Source organism: Bacillus sp. RZ2MS9 (assembly GCF_001816185.2).
In the GTDB taxonomy this organism is placed as follows: domain Bacteria; phylum Bacillota; class Bacilli; order Bacillales; family Bacillaceae_G; genus Bacillus_A; species Bacillus_A cereus.
Window position 1 is genome coordinate 1,457,035 of sequence record NZ_CP049978.1, and the last position, 18,421, is coordinate 1,475,455.

The following is an 18,421-nucleotide window of genomic DNA, read 5'->3' on the forward strand; positions in this document are numbered from 1 at the left end:
GACGATATGGATTTATATCGATTTGAAGCTGTGTTAGTAAATAGTATTGTTCCGATTGTTGTTGTTGCTCAAAGTGAAGAACAGGCATTTAAGCTTGCGGAGATTGAGCTTGAAAAGCATTTTTTACCGTTGCCAGAGGTAAAAGAGATTTCTTTGTTTGAAAAAAAGAAGATTCGAAAAGGTGGGGCATTTGTTATCCATGAGTAGAGATCAGTAATACGAAAAAATAAAAACTTCCATTCTTATATACGAATGGAAGTTTCATTTTAATAGAAGAAATGAGGAGAGATGATGGGAAAGGTTTATATTGTTGGAGCGGGTCCTGGCGATCCAGATCTAATTACTGTTAAAGGGTTGAAATGTATTGAGAAGGCAGATGTTATTTTATACGACCGACTTGTGAATAAAGAGCTGCTTTCACACGCAAAGCCTGACGCGGATTTAATTTATTGCGGAAAACTCCCGAATTATCACACGATGAAGCAAGAGACAATTAACACGTTTCTTATTAAGTATGCGAAAAAAGGAAAAGTTGTAACGAGACTTAAGGGCGGCGATCCATTTGTGTTTGGTAGAGGGGGAGAAGAAGCTGAAGCATTAGCAAAGCAAGGTGTACCATTTGAAATCATTCCTGGTATTTCAGCTGGAATAGCTGCTCCTGCTTATGCGGGCATTCCAGTGACGCACCGTGATGCAAGTGCAAGTTTTGCTATTGTGACTGGGCATAGGAAAGAAGGTGCTGAAGAAGAAGTGAAATGGGAGAGTTTAGCGAAAGGTGTAGAGACTTTAGCGGTATATATGGGGGTTAGTAATTTGCCCTACATATGTGAGCAACTTATGAAGCATGGAAAAGATAAAAGTACGCCAGCTGCTATTATTGAGCAGGGGACGACGTCTATGCAACGCACAGTTGTTGGAACGTTAGGGACAATTGTAGATGTTGCGAAAAAAGAGCAAATTCAAAATCCGAGTATGATTGTAATTGGAGAGGTTGTCCGTTTTAGAGAAAAAATTCATTGGTTTGAGAAGCAGACAGAAAATGCTTATCAAGTAAGTGGAGTGTTGTAAAATGAAAGCCGTCTTATATATATGTCATGGAAGTCGTTTGAAGACAGCGAAAGAAGAGGCGATTCAATTTATTACATCGTGTATGAGCCGTATAGAAGCGACTATTCAAGAAGTTTGTTTTTTAGAGTTAGCGAATCCTTCTATTGAAGATGGTTTTCGTACATGTGTGAAGCGTGGGGCCACTGAGATTATTGCTATCCCTGTTTTTTTATTAGCGGCAGGGCATGTAAAAAAAGATATCCCTTTTGAATTAGAAAAATTAACCAATCAATTTTCGGATGTTAAAGTGACCTATGGTAATCCGTTTGGTGTATCAGAAACACTTGTTAAATCGGTGTATAGCGGAAGTGGCATCGAACAGGAAGAAAAAAATGAAGTGACGTTACTTCTTGTTGCAAGAGGGAGCAGTGATCCTGAAGTATTAAGAGATATAAACTGGATTGCTTCTTTATTTCAAACAAAAGAGAAGGTTAAAAAAGTAGAAGTTTGTTATTTAGCGGCTGCAGAGCCAAAATTTGAGGAGAAATTAAAGGAAGTTGTAGAACAAAAAGAAAAGAACATCGTTGTACTGCCTTACTTGTTATTTACAGGTTTACTTATGAAACATATTGAGAAAGAAGTGCGCCAATATGAATTGGGAGAGATAAAAATCAGTCCATATTTAGGGAAGAATGAAGCGTTTCAAGATATGTTAATTCAGAAAACGACGGAGTTATTGAAAGGAGATCAGTATGTATCCACTTACAGTGCGAGTTAATGAGAAACGCGTTGTTGTTATTGGTGGGGGAAAAGTTGCAGGATTTAAAATTATTCCTTTACTCAAACAGGGTGCGGATATAGTTGTGATAAGTCCAGAATTAGATGCGAATTTAGTAAAACTTGTGGAAGAAAAGAAAATTCGTTGGTATCAAAGAGAATATGAGAAAAGTGATATTAAAAGTGCTTTTTTAGTTGTTGCAGCGAGTAGTGATTCAATATTAAATGAACAAGTTGCTGAAGATGCCGCCGAGAATCAATTAGTAAATGTTATTACAAATCCGGAAAGTGGTAATGTTCATTTTCCGGCAGCGATTCATCGTGGTTTACTTAATATAGCAGTTTCTACTGGGGGAGCGAGCCCTAAGCTCGCAAAAAAAATTCGAGATGATATTGCAAATAAATATGATGAGACATATGAATCGTATTTAGATTTTTTATATGAAGTAAGGTTGAAGTTAAAAGATTTACAGTTAGAAAAGAGGGAACGAAATATATTGCTCCAAGAAGTGTTGAAATCAGTATATGTGCAAAATGAGGGGAAAAGAGAAAGTTTTTTACGTGAGTTAGAGGAAAAGGTTTTAAAATAATAAAAGATAAAGTGCGCTTTACAAATATAAAAATATAATTTATAATCACAAGTAACTTCAATAGATGAAATCGATGAGCAAGAAGAGTACGTATATTTGATGCGTTCAGAGAGCTGGGGTTAGGTGGGAGCCCGGTACGATAAAATATACAGAATGGGCTTGCGAGAGGTATGTTGAACATTGTAGTAGGCAACCCGGGTTCCGCCGTTAAAAGGATAGAGTATCGGAATTATTCCTGTACTTGAACAAGTGGGATTTATCAATCCAATTGAGGTGGTACCACGGTATTTACATTACATATATCGTCCTCTACATGCATATTTGCGTGTAGGGGACTTTTTTATTTTCTAAAGGAGGTGTGCGAGTATGAAATGAAAGTGTATAATTAACAAAAGTTTAAATATTCAGAAAAGGAGAAATTATGATGAAAGAAACACAGCAATGGACGTCGAAAATAGGCTTTGTACTCGCAGCAGCCGGAGCCGCAGTAGGTCTTGGTGCGATATGGAAATTTCCATATGTTGCAGGTAATGGCGGGGGAGGCGCATTCTTCCTTGTATTTTTACTATTAACTTTATTTATAGGTATGCCTCTTCTAATAGCGGAGTTTGTTATTGGACGTAGCACGCAAAAAGAGGCGGTTACAGCTTATAAAGTACTAGTGCCAAATAGCAAATTATATCCTTGGATTGGTCGTATGGGAGTTGTTACTTGTTTTAGTGTACTATCTTTTTATAGTGTTGTAGGTGGATGGATTTTACTTTATTTATATTATAGTGTGACAGGAAGTTTCTGGAATGGAGCAGCTGATTATGGACAATTGTTCGGTGAAACGATTTCAAATCCATTAAGCGCGATTGGAGCACAATTTATCTTTATGCTTTGTACGATTTTTGTTGTAAGTAAAGGTGTAGAGAAAGGTATAGAAAAGGCAAGTAAATACATGATGCCGCTATTATTTATTTTATTTATTGCGATTATTGTTCGTGCGCTAACACTCGATGGTGCTTTTGCTGGAGTAGAGTTCTTCTTAAAGCCAGATTTTTCAAAGCTTACAGCAGATACGATTTTATATGCGATGGGACAATCTTTCTTCTCGCTAACTGTAGGTGCCTCGGTAATGGTAACGTATAGTTCGTATTTAAAGAAAGAAGAACATTTAGCGAAATCAGCAACATCTATTGTAAGTTTAACGGTTTTTGTTACAGTACTTGCAGGATTAGCAATTTTCCCAGCGATTTTCGCATTAGGAGTAAAACCAACTGAAGGACCAGGATTACTGTTTATCGTCCTTCCAGCAGTATTTGCAAAAATACCATTTGGTCAATTTTTCTTTATTATGTTTTTAATTTTATTCTTCTTTGCGACTTTAACATCAGCAATTTCAATGCTTGAAATTGTAGTAGCATCTGTTGCGAAAGGTAATGAGAAGAAGCGTCCGTCAGCATCATTATTAATCGGTATTCTTATTTTTGCAGTCGGTATTCCATCAGCTTTATCATTTGGGATTATGAGTGACGTGAAAATATTCGGGAAAACATTCTTTGATTTAGTTGACTTTTCGGTAAGTAACGTATTGCTGCCGTTAGGAGTACTAGCTATTTCATTATTTGTACCAAATAAAATGAGTAAAGAGTTATTGATGAAAGAATTAGAAGTGACGGAAACGAAGGGGAAAACGTTATTTAACATTTGGTTCTTCTTACTTCGTTATGTTATTCCGGTAACTGTAATAATTGTATTTTTAAATGCGATAGGTGTATTTAAAATGTTTGCATAAAAAAAGGCGGGGATCTCCCGTCTTTTTTTATGTGGATGTTGATGAGTGTAATAAACGATTATATGCTTTATAGGCTGTAGTGACTGCAAGGAATGAACCGATTAAAAATAATACTGAGCCGCCAAATGTAAATATCCGGCCAATATACGTCTCTCTAGCTTCTTCTATTTTTTGTTGTAATTGCGTATTCATATTGATCACCCCGTAAACTATAGGCATTTAGTTATAGTCTATGTAGAATGCCTATATTGTGTGAAGTGTAAATAAAAAACCTCGGTAGGCACCGAGGTTTTTTATAATCCGATATAAGGAGATGGGTCAACTGCGTTTGTCTTGCCGACATTCCATTCTCCAAGATGAAGTTCGAAGTGTAAATGTTGTCCGTATGATTGGCCCGTGTTCCCCATAAATCCAAGCTGATCGCCTTGTTTTACAGTTTGTCCATTCGATACAGAACGGCTATTCATATGAGCATATACTGTCGTATATGTTTTTCCGTTTATACGGTGAGATAAATACACTACGTTTCCGTAACTAGATGATAATTCTGAACGAATAACAACGCCATCTGCAGCGGCGATAATTGGAACCGTTCCCGAAGCAGCGATGTCAATTCCTTTATGGTTATCTAAAGAACGTACACCAAATCCGGAAGTTTTTGATCCAGCTGCTGGTTTGATAAAGCCACCGATGTTTGTATCATGTGGTGTTGGGGCCGCTTGAGTTGCTTGAGCAGATTTAGTAGCTTGTTGTTTGCGAGCCTCTTCTGCCTGGCGAGCTTCTTCCGCTTTACGAGCTTCTTCGGCCCGTTTTTCTTCTTCAATTGCTTTTTGAACAGCTTGACGTTGATTTTCTAAAATGCCTTTGGATTCTTCTAATCCTTCAATCTCTGAATCTACTTTTGCTACTTTCGTATGTAGATCGTTAATAAGAGTTTGTTGCTGTTGTTGGTTATTTTGTAATTCTTGCTGTTTTTGTTCTAGTTTTTGCTCAGATTCTTTCAGGTGTTGTTCTTTTTTCTCAACAGCCTCTTTTTCTGACGTTACAGCATTTTGATCAGATGTTTGTTTTTTTACAATATCTGTATCGTTGTTTAATATTAAACTTACGGAGTACATATTATCAACAAGATCGGCAATATTTGAAGAATTTGTTAGTACCTCTGTAATGATATTTGTACGAGGTTTTTCTTGCATAGATTGTAATCGTTGTTTAATAACTTCCTGACGTGTATCTATGTTTGTTTGTAATTGTTCTATATGTTTCTTTTTGTCAGCAATTACTTGTTGTGTTTTACTAATTTCTTTTTTTGTATCGTTTAATTCAGCTTCGTTTTTATTAATAGAAGTAGTTAATTCATCAATTTTCTTCTGTAATTCTTGAATTTCTTTTTCTATTTGTTCTTTCTCGACTGATTTATTTTGTAAGTCACTTTGTTTGCCTTCTAATTCAGATTGAATGTTAGATAATTTATCTTGATTTGTTTCAGCGTATACGGGTGAAAGTAACGGGGAAGCAAAAATCGTTCCTGCTGCTAAAACACTAAACGCTGCAAATTTCTTTTTCATAGTTGTCTGACTCCTTTCTCTATGAATGTTATATATCATAAGAAGAAGAGTGTCTATCGTTGTAATCATAATGTAAAGAAAACTTTATAAAATTGCTAAGTTTTGTCGGAATTTATCATTTTTCAACTGTAATTGTCATAGTACATACATTTTATTCATATGTGTAACAAAGGTATATTTTGGAATTAATCTGTAAAATGAAGAAGGAAAGTAATCGTTTTTATGAGGTGAAATATTACTTGGAAAGCTAATAAAACACTAGTGAGGAATCGTTCTCATGTTAGGTTTTCTGACATGAGTCTGCTTTTTGTCAAGAAAATTATTTGTGTTCGGGCAAAGTTATTTTGTTGTCAGATTTAAATTTTTGATTTATGATTTTTAACAGGGACAAAATGTAGTGAATTGTCGAATAATATGTAATACTCTTAATTTCTTAGTTTTATAGAGATAGAATGAGAGATAGAGTGACACATCGAAGAGGGGGTTACAACAAATATGAAAAGAATAGGACTTGCATGGCAAATATTAATAGGGCTTGCGCTTGGTATTGCGGTTGGGGCGATTTTCTTTGATAATCCAGCTGTTGTGAAGTACTTACAACCAATTGGTGATATTTTCATCCGATTAATTAAAATGATCGTTGTACCGATTGTTGTAGCAAGTATTGTTGTTGGGGTTGCTGGTGTTGGCGATGTTAAAAAACTAGGTCGACTAGGTGGAAAAACAATTCTTTACTTTGAAATTATTACAACAATTGCAATTATTGTTGGTCTATTAATAGCGAATATTTTCCAACCAGGAAAAGGCGTAAATATGGAGCAGTTAACAAAGACAGATATTTCGAAATATACACATACGACAGAGCAAGTACAAAGTCATTCATTTGCAGATACGTTTGTAAATATTGTTCCAACGAACATTATGAAGTCGTTAGCTGACGGAGATATGCTTGCTATTATCTTCTTCTCTGTACTATTTGGTTTAGGTGTAGCAGCAATTGGTGAAAGAGGAAGACCAGTTCTTCAATTTTTCCAAGGTGTAGCTGACGCAATGTTTTACGTAACAAACCAAGTTATGAAATTTGCACCATTTGGTGTGTTTGCACTAATTGGTGTTACAGTTTCTACATTTGGTCTTGCTTCATTAATTCCATTAGGGAAATTACTAATTGTCGTATATGGGGCAATGATCTTCTTCGTCGTAGTTGTCTTAGGACTTACAGCGAAAATATTTGGAATCAACATTTTCCAATTCTTTAAGATTTTAAAAGACGAGCTGATCTTAGCGTATTCTACAGCAAGCTCAGAAACAGTGTTACCAAAAATCATGGAGAAAATGGAGAAATTCGGTTGTCCGAAAGCAATTACATCTTTCGTTATTCCGACAGGTTATTCATTTAACTTAGATGGATCAACTTTATATCAAGCAATTGCGGCTATTTTCTTAGCGCAAATGTACGGTATTGATTTATCTATTACACAACAAATTACATTATTGCTTGTATTAATGGTTACATCAAAAGGTATCGCAGGTGTACCGGGCGTATCATTCGTTGTATTATTAGCGACACTTGGTACAGTAGGTATTCCACCTGAAGGCTTAGCGTTCATTGCTGGTATTGACCGTATTTTAGATATGGCTCGTACAGCAGTTAACGTTGTAGGAAACTCTTTAGCAGCTGTAGTTATGTCTAAGTGGGAAGGTCAATATGACGCTGAAAAAGGACAAGCTTATTTAAAAGAGATTTCTGAAAAGGGTCAAGCGGCTTAATTATAATATGAACAAGCTCTCACATAATATGTGGGAGCTTTTCTGTATATAGAAGAGGAGCAGACATAATGAAACGTAAATATGGTGACGGTTCTTCGTGGAAGAGACTAATAGAAAAGAGTTATACGGTTAAGCAAGTGGAAGAGGGAATGCTCGGAATACTGGATATAAAAAAGGTGAGAGAGCCTAGTTGTAAAGAATATGATGGTGAAGAACTTTGTATTGCAGCGGATCAGTATACGTGGATTCAATATTTCATAGACGGGAAAAACTTTGCGATTACCGCTATGTTAGATGATCAGAAAAAATTAGTGCAATATTATATCGATGTGGTGAAAGAATATAGAATAGACGATCGTGGTTTACCGTATTTTGATGATTTATATTTAGATGTAGTATTATTACCTAGCGGTAAGGTGTATGTATTAGATGAAGAGGAGCTAGAGGATGCTTATAAAAGTGGTGATGTCACGAAGGAAGAGTATGAGTTAGCTTGGTACACTACGAAATGGATATTAGCAACAATAAAAAATAGTGAATTTTATTGGATTTCAATATTGAAAGAAGAAATAGAAAGGTTAAAATGATTGTTTTATTCAAATTTTTGTATAATTACCAAAAAAATCTATACAAAAAATAATTGACTTTTGTTTTGTAAGCGAGTAAAGTTAGGGAAGAAATTATTATTAAAAAATAAATATGAAACCTTCTTATAAAGAGAGGCGGAGGGACTGGCCCTACGATGCCTCGGCAGCGGACTCGATTTCAGAGTGCTGTGCCAAATCCAGCAAGCGTGTGCTTGAAAGATGAGAAGAGCGTTTCTTATAGATGTATAAGACCTCTTCTCATCGGAAGAGGTCTTTTGTTATTCATTAGAAAAAGGTTGAAACTAGGGAGAGATGGTACTTTGAAAGAAACGAGAGGAAATGGTTTAGCTTTATTACCACTTGGGATATTTTTGGCGCTATTTATTGGTTCTGGGATTATTACAGGTGATTTCTATAAATTGCCGATACTTGTAGCGATTTCAATTGCTGTAGGAGTCGCTTTAGTGATGAATCGTAAAGAAAGTTTTAATGTGAAAGTAGAGCGGTTCGCTAAAGGTGCAGGAAATCCGGATATTATGATTATGGTATTAATTTTTGTGCTTGCAGGTGCATTTTCTGAAACTGCTAAAGGAATGGGTGGAGTAGACTCAACTGTTAATTTAGCGTTAACTATTTTACCGCCAGGATTTATCGTAGCTGGAATCTTTGTTATTGGTGCATTTATTTCATTAGCGATGGGAACTTCAATGGGAACAATTGCAGCATTAGCGCCGATTGCTGTAGGTATTAGTGGTCAAACTGATATCTCAATTGCGCTTGCAATGGCTACTGTTGTTGGCGGAGCGATGTTTGGTGATAATTTATCATTTATTTCAGATACAACAATCGCAGCTGTTCGTTCACAAGGAACAGAAATGAAAGATAAGTTTAAAACGAACTTTTTAATTGTGTTACCAGCGGCTATTATTACAATTGTATTATTAGTAATAGTTACTTCAGGGAGTGACACGCAGATTAAAGCACATAGCTTTGATTGGATAAAGATTTTACCGTACGCAGGAGTACTGATTACAGCGCTACTTGGCTGGAATGTACTTATTGTATTAACTGGTGGAACTGTACTATCTGGTGTTATCGGTCTTATAGATGGAAGTTACACGTTAGAAAGTTTCTTTAAAAGTGTAACGACTGGAATGGGCGGTATGATGGAGTTAGTATTACTTGCTATATTAATTGGCGGTATGGTTGAATTAATCCAATATAATGGTGGTATTCAATATTTAATGAATGTATTAACACGTAATATCCGTTCGAAAAAAGGAGCGGAATTTGGTATTGCTGGTTTAGTGAGTATGACGAATATGTGTACAGCGAATAATACGATTTCAATTATTTTTACAGGCCCGCTTGCAAAAAATATTGCAGATCAATATGAAATAGACCCTCGTAAATCAGCGAGTGTATTAGATCTTTTCTCATGTTGTGTGCAAGGATTAATTCCGTACGGTGCCCAAATGTTAACGGCAGCAGGATTTGCAGCGTTATCTCCAGTTGAATTGTTACCGTATGCATTTTATCCAATTTTAGTTGGAGTATGTGGGATTGTTTCTATTTTAATTGGGTTTCCAAGGTTTTCGAAAGTAGCTGAGAAAAAAGAGTATCATAAAACTGCTTAATTTAATATGAATGTTAGTAATTAAAAAACGTGCAGAGAATAGACTCTGCACGTTTTTTTGCGTAAAGGGCTGAATATGACTCGGTCTTAAGTCTGAGTAGAAAACGGTTCTTAAGCTCGTTATGGAAAGATGAAAAAATAGTTAAGATAAGAGTATCAAATCGAAGGGAGGCAAGCACAAGATGAAACAATTTCTAGCGTTTATCGCAGCCGGTATTTTGGCTTTAATTGCTCTTGGTAGTCTTGCTGGTATTGTAGGATTCGCAATCGGAGCAGGGGTTGTATATTGGAGCTATAAATCATTTGTGCGAGCTAAATCATTTTTTGGAAAGTTAGCTTGGGGTATTGTTGGTTTAATCGGTTTATCCATTGCACTTTCTCATTCGCCAGCATTAATCGGTATCGCTGCTTTAGTGGTTTTATACTACGGATACCGTGAGTGGAAAAAAGAAAAAGATGTAGTTGTTGAATCTGCTCCAGAAAGTTCTAAATCATATAGCAACTTTGAAGATGAGTGGAACAAATTAATGAAAAACTAAAACAATAAATCAAATTATAATTAAAGTAGAAGAGAGGAAGATTTATAATGAAACAATCTTTATTCGGACGTGTACGCGATGCAATTTTAGCTGATTTTCATAACGTGTTAGATGAGAAGGAAAGAAAAAATCCAATTGCGATGTTAAACCAATATTTACGTGATAGTGAGCGTGAAATAACAAAAATTGAGAAGTTAATTGGGCGTCATAAAACATTAAAATCTAACTTTGCTCGTGAGCTTGAGCAAGCACGTTATTTCGTTAATAAAAGATCAAAGCAAGCTATCATTGCTCAAGAATCAGGTGAATTACAATTGCACGAACGTGCGTTAGAAGAGGTAGCTTATTATGAAGGGCAAGTAACTCGATTAGAAGAAATGTATGCAGGTGTTGTAGAGCAAATTGATGAGTTAGAGCGTCGTCTTTCTGAAATGAAAAATAAATTAAAAGAAATGCACGCAAAGCGTATGGAACTAATGGCACGTGAAAATATGGCACATGCAAATCGTCGTATGAATACTGCGATGCATAAAATGGATGAAAATAATCCATTCTTACGATTTGAAGAGATTGAAGATCATATTCGTGACTTAGAAACTCGTATGAATGAAGAGCATGAGCGTGACACATTTGATATGAAAATTGCAAAACTTGAGCGTGAAATGAAAGAAAAGAATGATGTATCGTTAACGAAAGAGTTAACAAAATAATAGTAGTATATTATAAAACAGGCTTATGATATAGTGATAGAAGAAAAGGTGTTGGAAAGCAATGCCTTTTCTTCTATGTATATGTGACAAGAAGGGGGGAGCTGAAATGAAGAAACATTTTTCAAAGACACAATTAATGGGGATGCTCCTCATCATATTTGGGTTCGGTCTTTTTCTTGATATGATACTTGGACATTTTGAACCAGGTGGTCTCATTTTTGCATTTATTATGCTTATGTTTGGAAGGCATTATCGTAAAAAGAATCGTTATGTACGGGGAAATGTATTTTTATTTGTTGGTGGTATCGTATTTTTATTCTTCTTATTTTCATCAGCAGCATTTGTTCTTGTCGTATTTGCTTGTTTAGCTTTAATTGGTTATCAATTGATTCAACAAGGGCATCAGCAAAAAGCAATGAAGGTTGAAATTAAAGAAAAAGGGATGATAGACGAAGAGAAGCAAATATATCGTACAGAACCATATTTGAAAAATATGTTTGTAGGCAATGTGCGAATGATGGATCATATTTATGAACTTGAGGATATTAATGTTCAATATGGTGCTTGTGATGTGGAAATAGATTTAACAACTGCTATGATTCCAGAAGGGGAAACGGTAATTGTTATTCGAGGTGTCGTTGGTAATATTCGTTTATATGTGCCATATGATATTGAACTTTCTTTAAATCATTCTGTTATTGTCGGGCGTGTGCTCTTGCCAGGTCATGAAGAGACAGGGTTTAACCGCAATGTTACATTTAGAACAGAGCAGTATAAAGAGGCTCCTCGACGTATTAAAATTATTTCTTCGCTTGTCGTAGGCGACATGGAAGTGAGGAAAGTATAATGAAGAAACAAAAAAATATTTCGTGGATGTATATTCGTTATTCTATGTTGTCCTCTGTTAGTATCGCACTCATTTGTACAATTGTATATGTATGGAAAAGCGAGCAACAAGTGTATGATTTATTATGGAAGGAATCCATCGCTTCTGTTCCAATTGGCTTGTTTATTATGACTACAAGTTTACTTATCGGGGGAATTGTAGGATATGCAATCGGTTACTATATAGAGCAGCGTATACAAGGATTAAATACGTTTCTATTTGAAGTAGAGCGAGGGAATTTTCCGAGCGATGTTTCGTTTACTGCAGATGATGAATTTCATGAAGTGGAACGAAAAGTAATCGTTCTGGCTCGTCGATTAGAGGAGCAAGCTGGACTCTTTCAAAAAGTAACGAATGAACGAGCTCATTGGAATGAAGAGATGAGACAAGAAGCGATTTCTCAAGAAAGGCATCGTTTAGCAAGGGAGTTGCATGATTCAGTAAGTCAGCAGCTTTTCGCAATGTCGATGATGATGTCAGCGATTAATGAACAAATAACTGAATTTCCAGATGTGACAAAAAAACAATTGCAACTTGTTGAAAATATGGTTGTAAATGCTCAATCAGAAATGAGAGCATTGCTCCTTCATTTACGTCCTGTACAATTGGAAGGTAAGAAACTGACAGAAGGTATAGAGGAATTATTAACGGAATTATCGCGAAAACAACATATGAAAATTGAATGGCTTATTGAGCCAATAGAATTAAAAAAAGGTGTAGAAGATCATTTATTCCGTATTGTGCAAGAAGCGCTATCAAACACGTTGCGACACGCGAAGGCAAAGAAAACAGAAGTGCGCCTTCGAAAAATTGATCAATATGCGATTTTAAAAATCATTGATGACGGCGTTGGGTTTGAAGTAGGGGTTAATAAGGCTGGTTCATATGGCCTAAGATCGATGCAAGAGCGTGTTCATGAAATTGGTGGGACACTCAAGGTACTTAGTTTCCCGGCCAAAGGTACACAAATAGAAGTAAAAGTACCGATTATGATTGAGAGAGGAGGAGAAGTATGATAAAAGTATTGCTTGTCGATGATCATGAAATGGTTCGTATGGGTGTATCGGCATATTTATCTACACAGCCAGATATTGAAGTAGTAGGGGAAGCTGAGAATGGAAGAAAAGGATCAGAATTAGCATTGCAATTAAGGCCGGATATTATTTTAATGGACCTTGTTATGGATGAGATGGACGGTGTCGAAGCAACACGTGCTATTATTCAAGAATGGCCAGAAGCAAAAATTGTAGTTGTAACAAGCTTTTTAGATGACGAAAAATTGTATCCTGTTATTGAGGCTGGGGCGACCAGTTACTTATTAAAAACATCAAGAGCAAGTGATATTGCTGATGCTGTACGAGCTACTTATGATGGAGAAACAGTATTAGAGCCGAAAGTTACCGGGAAAATGATGTCCCGTATGCGTCAAAAGAAAGAGCAACCTTTGCATGATGATTTAACGGAAAGAGAGTTTGAGATTTTGTTATTAATCGCAGAGGGAAAAAGTAATCAAGAGATTGCGGACGAGTTATTTATTGCACTGAAAACGGTAAAGACACATGTGAGTAATATATTAAATAAATTGAATGTAAGTGACCGTACTCAGGCGGTTATTTATGCATTTAGGCATCAATTAACGAAGTGATAAAGTGAAACTTTAATCAGTGGGGAGGTTGTTCCTCCCCCACTGATTATCAGCCCTCACCAATCGGGCTTTTACGGGCAGTTAATGCGGGATAAAGTGAAACTTTAATTGGCGGGGAATTCCTCGCTGATTATTGGCTCGATACAATATAGATTTGGCGTTAAAACTATTGAATGTTTTTATTGACGATAAAAAATGTAAGCGTTATCATTGAGGTATTAACAGTACATATAAAGGGGAGAATGTATATGTTAGTTCAAACTATATTCGGAATGGATAAGTCTAAAAAATTAGGGGATTATGTGAACGCATTACAAGCGCTTTGTGAACAATATAATGTTGAAACAGATAAAATTGCGATTATTGAGGCTACAGAGGAATACTATTTATTTTTAGTAAAGCAAGAAGAGCACTATGATGTTGTCAAGGTAGAAACAGTTGATACGAATATTGAATATTATACGAAGGCTTATAAAATAAGCAGTTTTAATCATACTGCGTATCAAATGTAAAAAAACTCCCTTTTGGGAGTTTTTTTAGGAGGCTTTTACTTCGTGAGATTCGGTTACTAATGGAACTTTTTTCGTACCGCTTAATTTAGCCATTGCAAGACCAATAAGAGCTCCTGCTAATGCTGGTATTAGCCAGCCGATTCCTTCATTATATAAAGGGATAAATTCAAAATATGGTGTGATAAATGAAACTGAAATACCACCTTGTTTTAATCCATCAAATACGCTCACTACAGCTGCTCCAATTAAAGCACCTACATAAACAGAGCGATATCCACCGAAGTATTTATGAAGTAATGATAGTAGTACGAGTACAATCGCAATTGGATACACAACAAGTAGAATTGGAACAGAGATTGCGATAATTTTCGTTAAACCTAAGTTGGCAACTAGTAATCCTAATGCGCAAATGATACTCGCGAACGTTTTGTATGAAAATGTAGTCAATAATGTTGAAAAATATTGGCTGCACGCAGATACGAGTCCAACGCATGTCGTTAAACAAGCGAGTGTAACGATAAGAGATAATAGGAGCAAACCGTATGGACCGAATAATTGTTGTACGATAACAGTAAGTAGCTGTCCGCCATTTTTTGCATATCCGAGCGAGACGCTAGTTGCCCCAAGCCAGCCGAGTGCACCGTATACAAGTACGAGCCCTGTAGCGGCAATAAGCCCTGCTTTTGCTGTGGCGATGGCAATGGACTTACGATCATTCACACCTTTAGAGCGAATTGCATTTACAACGATAATTCCGAATGCAAGTGCTGAAATAGTGTCCATTGTTAAGTAGCCTTCCATAAAGCCTTTGAAGATTGGAGAAGTTTGATACTCTTGCATTGCTGGTCCTGATTGCCCAAGTGGTGTAAATACACTTTTAACAAACAATAAGAAAATAGAGAGTAATAAAATAGGTGTTAATACATTTCCAATACGATCAACAAGTTTAGATGGATTCAAACTCAGCCAAAATACGATAGTAAAGAAGATGATTGTATATACAAATAGCACTAGGCTGCTAGAGCGGATTGTTTCTGGTAAGAAAGAACTAACACCCATTTCATAAGCGACATTTGCAACACGTGGGATGCCCATAGATGGACCGATAGCAATGTATACAATTACTGTAAAGAAAATTCCGAATAATGGATGAACATGACTTGCAAGTTGCTGCATTCCATTTCCAGATAGAGAAATTGCGATAACAGTTAGTAGTGGTAAGCCAACTCCTGTTAGTAAAAATCCAATCATTGCTGGCCAAAAGTTTTCACCTGCATTTTGGCCAAGCATGGGAGGGAAAATTAAATTACCTGCCCCAAAAAATAAAGAAAATAGCATAAGACCCGTGAAAAAAATATGTTTTTTTGATACAGTGTTCATTGTTTTTCCTCCTTTTTTAAATTCATTTGTAAGAACACAAAAAACTCGTCCCTAAAGAAAGGGACGAGTTATATTTACCCGCGATACCACCCTAATTTACACATGTAGAAATAAATCTATATGTATACGGCTTTGCAACGTACAACATGATACGTGTTCCTTGTAACGGGGGACGGCCGGTAAGAACTTACTGTAACATTCGGTTCTACTTCTCGGAGATGATTTTCGGTTACGCGCTGAACGTTGGCTTTCAGCAAATCGCCAACTCTCTGGGGAACAGTTCTATAACGTACTCGTTCTCGTCAATGAATTTTTATTCAAGTATTCTGACAGTATTGTTGCATGTTTTTTTTAGAAAGTCAATATGTTTTTTGAAAGATATATTTATATACGGAAATATCGAAAGTAATATTCGTTGTTGTAAAGGAAATGATGAATTGTAAAATGGGAGTGAAAATTTGCGGAGAATTGTAAATTTTATAGAGAAAATTGATATTTATAGGAGTGAAGAAGGGATTGTTTGAATTTATAGAGAATAATACAACAATCCACTTGCTGGAAAGAACAAACCAAAAGAGGTGACTGAAATGCTTGCGATGGGAGTATTATTTGGCATTATTGCTATAATTGGTTTTATGTGGTTATATTATTCGCGTTCGTTTAAACAAGCAGAAGTTTTACTCTTTCAAAAAGGTAGTTTGTTGACAAATCAGTCTAGATATTTAGTATGTCCGAAGTGTGGAAGTGCACAGGCCAGAAGTGGAGGATATCAAGAGTGTTGCAAAATTAGATTATGAAAGAAAGGAAGCCTCACATTATTTTGTGAGGCTTCCTTCCTTACAACTTCATGGCGCTCCAAATTGTCCATCGATCTCTTTCAATAATAGGAGAGACGTTTTGTAATGCGTTCTGTATATGTTGTAGAAGTTGAGAAAGTTCATCATCTGTTAACTCATATAGAATGGATCGACCTGTTCGAGGAGATAAATCTTGCAATAATGTTTCTACAGAATCATGTATTTTTCGTATTTCCCATTGTGTTTGTGTGGGAAGTACATGAAGAGAATGTTTTTGTAATTCTGTCTGTATAGTGTTGGTTTTTGGACGTCTTTTTGACTCTATTTCAATAAGTTTTGGAAATAGAGAGAAAAAATATCCGCGAATGTGTTCGGGACTTCCTGGAATTGTACAATCTTCAATTGTTCGATCTTGTAAAATAAGTACACCGTTTTTATTTAATATACGAGAAGCTTCACGTAAAAATGTAGGAATGTCTTGTAAATGATGAATAACTGCACGCGAAATAACTATGTCGAATGTTTCATTAGGGTATGGGATATTATGTGCATCACCGTGGATGAATGAAATGTTTGAAAAGTTGTTACAATTTTCTTTTGCAGCTTGTAATATTTCTTTTGAAAAATCAAGTCCCACAACATTATTGGCTCCCATAAGAGCGAGTTCTTTCGTATAAATCCCACCACCACAGCCGATATCAATTATTTGCTTGTTTTGTATTTCTGTAATGTTTTTTACCATTTCAGCCCAAGAAATATGAGCGTTTCTTGTTGCATATGTGTACTTATTATTTTCATCATGAAAATTAATGGACATGATAAAGACCTCCTTTCAATGATTAGTATAGCGTATTTAATAGGATGTCACGTTTTTGTTTTATGTATGAAGATTATAAGGATTTCTTATCGTAAGAGGAGGATTAATTTGAAAGGGAAATATGTATTGGTGTTGTTGTTTGTTATGTTACTAGCAGCTTGTGGTCAAGTTGAGCCGAAAAAAGAAACAAAAAAAGTAGAAGAGACGGTGAATGAAGTGAAAGAAACAATAGGGGTAACCGTTATACAAAAAAAACATAAAGAGAAAAAGTTGCAGGAATCAGAAGCGAAGTTAGTAATAGACATTTTGAATAAAGCTGAGAAACAAGAAATAACAGGAAGCCTCGGTGAACCTGAATATGAAATACAAATTAGTAGAGATGGGAAAAAAGAAACTTATTATGCATGGTTAAGGGGAGAAGATAGACGAGGATGGGTGCAATATAAGAAAGCTATGTATATGTTGAATGAAAAAGATACGGAAAAGCTTTTGGATATATTTCCAAATGTCTCAGAACAAAAAGAAGATGAGATGCAGGTAAGCCCTTTAACGGAAGTAACAAAAAAAGATTTGCAGATTACCGCGTTTCATATTAAAACAGGCGATCAAAACGTGAATTATACGGTACGGTATACGATTTCACAATCACTATACAATAAGTTAGTGAAGGAGCAAGAATATTATTTGCAACTCAATTTTCCAGAAAAAGTTCAAAAATTAATTGGAGCAAAAGAGAGTGAAATGATTTTAGGTGAAAAAGTAAAGGAAGGGTATAAGCAATATGAATTACATGCTACTGTTCCGATAAAAAGCGCTTCAGAATCACAATTAAAATCATTAGAAACATATTACGAAAGTTATGATTTGAAAATATTAAACAGTAAAAAAGAAAAAATAGGTGTGTTTCAAAATATAATTCAGATTGTTAAAGATTATGGTGAAAAAATGAATTTTCAAAGATAAAGTGAGACTTTAATTAGCCCTTACGGATTGGAATGAATATAAACTCGTCAAATCTATATGACCTTTCCTAGGAAATGATAATAGAGAGGGGAAAGCACCCCTCTCTATTACTTTGCTTTTGCAGATGGCTCATTCATTGATTTTCGTGTAATAAGAAAAGAAATCATAAGAGCGGAAAGGATGACAAGGGCAATAAATACGTGATTGGGCAACAAATCTAATAATAATACGTAACTAACGGTATAAAAAATAAGAGTTGAAGCTAAAAACGATAGAGCACCTATTATAAGAGATTGTAAATTCATTTTTGTACACCTCCTTTTATTTATATTTTTGGCTGAAAATGGATTATATAAACATTATTTCTAACAATAGAAAAAAATATGTCATAATAGAGAAAAGAACAAGCTTTGATGA

Annotated in this window: 21 protein-coding genes, 1 riboswitch and 2 other annotated features; of the genes, 16 read left to right on the forward strand and 5 right to left on the reverse strand. The window is 35.6% G+C overall.

Features of this window, described 5'->3' with window-relative positions; translation table 11 throughout:
• Nucleotides 1-6: 6 nt before the first annotated feature.
• The 5 genes from BHV55_RS07540 (at nt 7) to BHV55_RS07560 (ending at nt 4,194) form a co-directional block, all read left to right on the forward strand.
• On the forward strand, nt 7-207 hold the full coding sequence (locus BHV55_RS07540; protein WP_000366914.1) for a DUF3906 family protein: 201 nt from the start codon (nt 7-9) through the stop codon (nt 205-207).
• An 84-nt stretch (nt 208-291) separates the two neighbouring features.
• Complete coding sequence (gene cobA, locus BHV55_RS07545) at nt 292-1,068, forward strand: uroporphyrinogen-III C-methyltransferase (protein ID WP_000521255.1); 777 nt, start codon at nt 292-294, stop codon at nt 1,066-1,068.
• A gap of 1 nt (nt 1,069) precedes the next feature.
• Nucleotides 1,070-1,825, forward strand: coding sequence for a sirohydrochlorin chelatase (locus tag BHV55_RS07550; protein ID WP_070757145.1), 756 nt, complete (start codon nt 1,070-1,072; stop codon nt 1,823-1,825).
• Complete coding sequence (locus tag BHV55_RS07555) at nt 1,800-2,414, forward strand: NAD(P)-binding protein (RefSeq protein WP_000283356.1); 615 nt, start codon at nt 1,800-1,802, stop codon at nt 2,412-2,414. Before BHV55_RS07550 ends, BHV55_RS07555 begins: the two co-directional genes overlap by 26 nt.
• Before the next feature lie 64 nt (nt 2,415-2,478).
• Nucleotides 2,479-2,727, forward strand: a binding site (T-box leader).
• Between the two features lie 111 nt (nt 2,728-2,838).
• On the forward strand, nt 2,839-4,194 hold the full coding sequence (locus tag BHV55_RS07560; RefSeq protein ID WP_000665430.1) for a sodium-dependent transporter: 1,356 nt from the start codon (nt 2,839-2,841) through the stop codon (nt 4,192-4,194).
• Nucleotides 4,195-4,221: 27 nt separating this feature from the next.
• Here the strand turns inward: BHV55_RS07560 and BHV55_RS07565 are convergent, their stop codons facing one another.
• Together BHV55_RS07565 and BHV55_RS07570 are read right to left on the reverse strand one after the other, a co-directional pair.
• Complete coding sequence (locus BHV55_RS07565; protein WP_001096002.1) at nt 4,222-4,386, reverse strand: hypothetical protein; 165 nt, start codon at nt 4,384-4,386, stop codon at nt 4,222-4,224.
• A gap of 101 nt (nt 4,387-4,487) precedes the next feature.
• Nucleotides 4,488-5,762, reverse strand: coding sequence for a murein hydrolase activator EnvC family protein (locus tag BHV55_RS07570; RefSeq protein ID WP_048568836.1), 1,275 nt, complete (start codon nt 5,760-5,762; stop codon nt 4,488-4,490).
• 495 nt (nt 5,763-6,257) lie between these two features.
• On the opposite strand from BHV55_RS07570, the gene gltP reads away from it, so the two are divergent.
• The 9 genes from gltP to BHV55_RS07615 all read left to right on the forward strand — a co-directional run bounded on the left by gltP (nt 6,258) and on the right by BHV55_RS07615 (nt 14,047).
• Nucleotides 6,258-7,532: a glutamate/aspartate:proton symporter GltP gene (gene gltP / locus BHV55_RS07575; RefSeq protein ID WP_000821130.1), complete on the forward strand. Its 1,275-nt coding sequence runs from the start codon at nt 6,258-6,260 to the stop codon at nt 7,530-7,532.
• A gap of 68 nt (nt 7,533-7,600) precedes the next feature.
• Nucleotides 7,601-8,119 carry a ribonuclease FAU-1 family protein gene (locus BHV55_RS07580; protein WP_048568837.1) on the forward strand — a complete coding sequence of 173 codons (519 nt, stop codon included), beginning with the start codon at nt 7,601-7,603 and terminating at the stop codon, nt 8,117-8,119.
• Between the two features lie 120 nt (nt 8,120-8,239).
• Nucleotides 8,240-8,345, forward strand: a riboswitch (SAM riboswitch).
• Nucleotides 8,346-8,439: 94 nt separating this feature from the next.
• Nucleotides 8,440-9,756, forward strand: a complete 1,317-nt coding sequence (locus tag BHV55_RS07585; protein ID WP_000665496.1) for a Na+/H+ antiporter NhaC family protein — start codon at nt 8,440-8,442, stop codon at nt 9,754-9,756.
• Nucleotides 9,757-9,937: 181 nt separating this feature from the next.
• Entirely contained in the window at nt 9,938-10,294 is a 357-nt protein-coding gene (locus tag BHV55_RS07590; protein WP_000808641.1) for a lmo0954 family membrane protein, read from the forward strand.
• Nucleotides 10,295-10,341: 47 nt separating this feature from the next.
• Nucleotides 10,342-11,004: a PspA/IM30 family protein gene (locus BHV55_RS07595; protein WP_000814134.1), complete on the forward strand. Its 663-nt coding sequence runs from the start codon at nt 10,342-10,344 to the stop codon at nt 11,002-11,004.
• Nucleotides 11,005-11,110: 106 nt separating this feature from the next.
• Entirely contained in the window at nt 11,111-11,851 is a 741-nt protein-coding gene (gene liaF / locus BHV55_RS07600; protein ID WP_070757144.1) for a cell wall-active antibiotics response protein LiaF, read from the forward strand.
• Nucleotides 11,851-12,906, forward strand: a complete 1,056-nt coding sequence (locus tag BHV55_RS07605; RefSeq protein WP_000744326.1) for a sensor histidine kinase — start codon at nt 11,851-11,853, stop codon at nt 12,904-12,906. Before liaF ends, BHV55_RS07605 begins: the two co-directional genes overlap by 1 nt.
• Nucleotides 12,903-13,535 carry a response regulator gene (locus BHV55_RS07610; RefSeq protein ID WP_000598707.1) on the forward strand — a complete coding sequence of 211 codons (633 nt, stop codon included), beginning with the start codon at nt 12,903-12,905 and terminating at the stop codon, nt 13,533-13,535. The genes BHV55_RS07605 and BHV55_RS07610 overlap by 4 nt, the downstream gene beginning before the upstream one ends.
• 173 nt (nt 13,536-13,708) lie before the next feature.
• Nucleotides 13,709-14,047: a DUF3922 domain-containing protein gene (locus BHV55_RS07615; RefSeq protein ID WP_139147409.1), complete on the forward strand. Its 339-nt coding sequence runs from the start codon at nt 13,709-13,711 to the stop codon at nt 14,045-14,047.
• A 24-nt stretch (nt 14,048-14,071) separates the two neighbouring features.
• On the opposite strand, the gene brnQ3 is transcribed toward BHV55_RS07615, so the two are convergent.
• Nucleotides 14,072-15,427, reverse strand: a complete 1,356-nt coding sequence (gene brnQ3 / locus BHV55_RS07620; protein WP_001099140.1) for a branched-chain amino acid transport system II carrier protein BrnQ3 — start codon at nt 15,425-15,427, stop codon at nt 14,072-14,074.
• Between the two features lie 56 nt (nt 15,428-15,483).
• Nucleotides 15,484-15,742, reverse strand: a binding site (T-box leader).
• Between the two features lie 272 nt (nt 15,743-16,014).
• Between brnQ3 and BHV55_RS07625 the strand changes: the two genes are divergently transcribed.
• On the forward strand, nt 16,015-16,224 hold the full coding sequence (locus BHV55_RS07625; protein WP_000880630.1) for a hypothetical protein: 210 nt from the start codon (nt 16,015-16,017) through the stop codon (nt 16,222-16,224).
• 40 nt (nt 16,225-16,264) lie between these two features.
• On the opposite strand, the gene BHV55_RS07630 is transcribed toward BHV55_RS07625, so the two are convergent.
• Entirely contained in the window at nt 16,265-17,041 is a 777-nt protein-coding gene (locus tag BHV55_RS07630) for a class I SAM-dependent methyltransferase (RefSeq protein WP_070757143.1), read from the reverse strand.
• Between the two features lie 108 nt (nt 17,042-17,149).
• Here BHV55_RS07630 and BHV55_RS07635 point away from each other — a divergent pair, with 108 nt between their 5' ends.
• Nucleotides 17,150-18,004 carry a YhfM domain-containing protein gene (locus BHV55_RS07635; RefSeq protein WP_070757142.1) on the forward strand — a complete coding sequence of 285 codons (855 nt, stop codon included), beginning with the start codon at nt 17,150-17,152 and terminating at the stop codon, nt 18,002-18,004.
• A gap of 107 nt (nt 18,005-18,111) precedes the next feature.
• On the opposite strand, the gene BHV55_RS07640 is transcribed toward BHV55_RS07635, so the two are convergent.
• Complete coding sequence (locus BHV55_RS07640) at nt 18,112-18,309, reverse strand: hypothetical protein (RefSeq protein ID WP_001053356.1); 198 nt, start codon at nt 18,307-18,309, stop codon at nt 18,112-18,114.
• Nucleotides 18,310-18,421: the final 112 nt, after the last annotated feature.

What these genes read in the sequence shown, in the direction of transcription:
- BHV55_RS07540 (WP_000366914.1), top strand. Translation starts at nt 7, where the DNA reads ATGGATTTATATCGATTTGAAGCTGTGTTAGTAAATAGTATTGTTCCG.
- cobA (WP_000521255.1), top strand. Translation starts at nt 292, where the DNA reads ATGGGAAAGGTTTATATTGTTGGAGCGGGTCCTGGCGATCCAGATCTA.
- BHV55_RS07550 (WP_070757145.1), top strand. Translation starts at nt 1,070, where the DNA reads ATGAAAGCCGTCTTATATATATGTCATGGAAGTCGTTTGAAGACAGCG.
- BHV55_RS07555 (WP_000283356.1), top strand. Translation starts at nt 1,800, where the DNA reads ATGTATCCACTTACAGTGCGAGTTAATGAGAAACGCGTTGTTGTTATT.
- BHV55_RS07560 (WP_000665430.1), top strand. Translation starts at nt 2,839, where the DNA reads ATGAAAGAAACACAGCAATGGACGTCGAAAATAGGCTTTGTACTCGCA.
- BHV55_RS07565 (WP_001096002.1), bottom strand. Translation starts at nt 4,386, where the DNA reads ATGAATACGCAATTACAACAAAAAATAGAAGAAGCTAGAGAGACGTAT.
- BHV55_RS07570 (WP_048568836.1), bottom strand. Translation starts at nt 5,762, where the DNA reads ATGAAAAAGAAATTTGCAGCGTTTAGTGTTTTAGCAGCAGGAACGATT.
- gltP (WP_000821130.1), top strand. Translation starts at nt 6,258, where the DNA reads ATGAAAAGAATAGGACTTGCATGGCAAATATTAATAGGGCTTGCGCTT.
- BHV55_RS07580 (WP_048568837.1), top strand. Translation starts at nt 7,601, where the DNA reads ATGAAACGTAAATATGGTGACGGTTCTTCGTGGAAGAGACTAATAGAA.
- BHV55_RS07590 (WP_000808641.1), top strand. Translation starts at nt 9,938, where the DNA reads ATGAAACAATTTCTAGCGTTTATCGCAGCCGGTATTTTGGCTTTAATT.
- BHV55_RS07595 (WP_000814134.1), top strand. Translation starts at nt 10,342, where the DNA reads ATGAAACAATCTTTATTCGGACGTGTACGCGATGCAATTTTAGCTGAT.
- liaF (WP_070757144.1), top strand. Translation starts at nt 11,111, where the DNA reads ATGAAGAAACATTTTTCAAAGACACAATTAATGGGGATGCTCCTCATC.
- BHV55_RS07605 (WP_000744326.1), top strand. Translation starts at nt 11,851, where the DNA reads ATGAAGAAACAAAAAAATATTTCGTGGATGTATATTCGTTATTCTATG.
- BHV55_RS07610 (WP_000598707.1), top strand. Translation starts at nt 12,903, where the DNA reads ATGATAAAAGTATTGCTTGTCGATGATCATGAAATGGTTCGTATGGGT.
- BHV55_RS07615 (WP_139147409.1), top strand. Translation starts at nt 13,709, where the DNA reads ATGTTTTTATTGACGATAAAAAATGTAAGCGTTATCATTGAGGTATTA.
- brnQ3 (WP_001099140.1), bottom strand. Translation starts at nt 15,427, where the DNA reads ATGAACACTGTATCAAAAAAACATATTTTTTTCACGGGTCTTATGCTA.
- BHV55_RS07625 (WP_000880630.1), top strand. Translation starts at nt 16,015, where the DNA reads ATGCTTGCGATGGGAGTATTATTTGGCATTATTGCTATAATTGGTTTT.
- BHV55_RS07630 (WP_070757143.1), bottom strand. Translation starts at nt 17,041, where the DNA reads ATGTCCATTAATTTTCATGATGAAAATAATAAGTACACATATGCAACA.
- BHV55_RS07640 (WP_001053356.1), bottom strand. Translation starts at nt 18,309, where the DNA reads ATGAATTTACAATCTCTTATAATAGGTGCTCTATCGTTTTTAGCTTCA.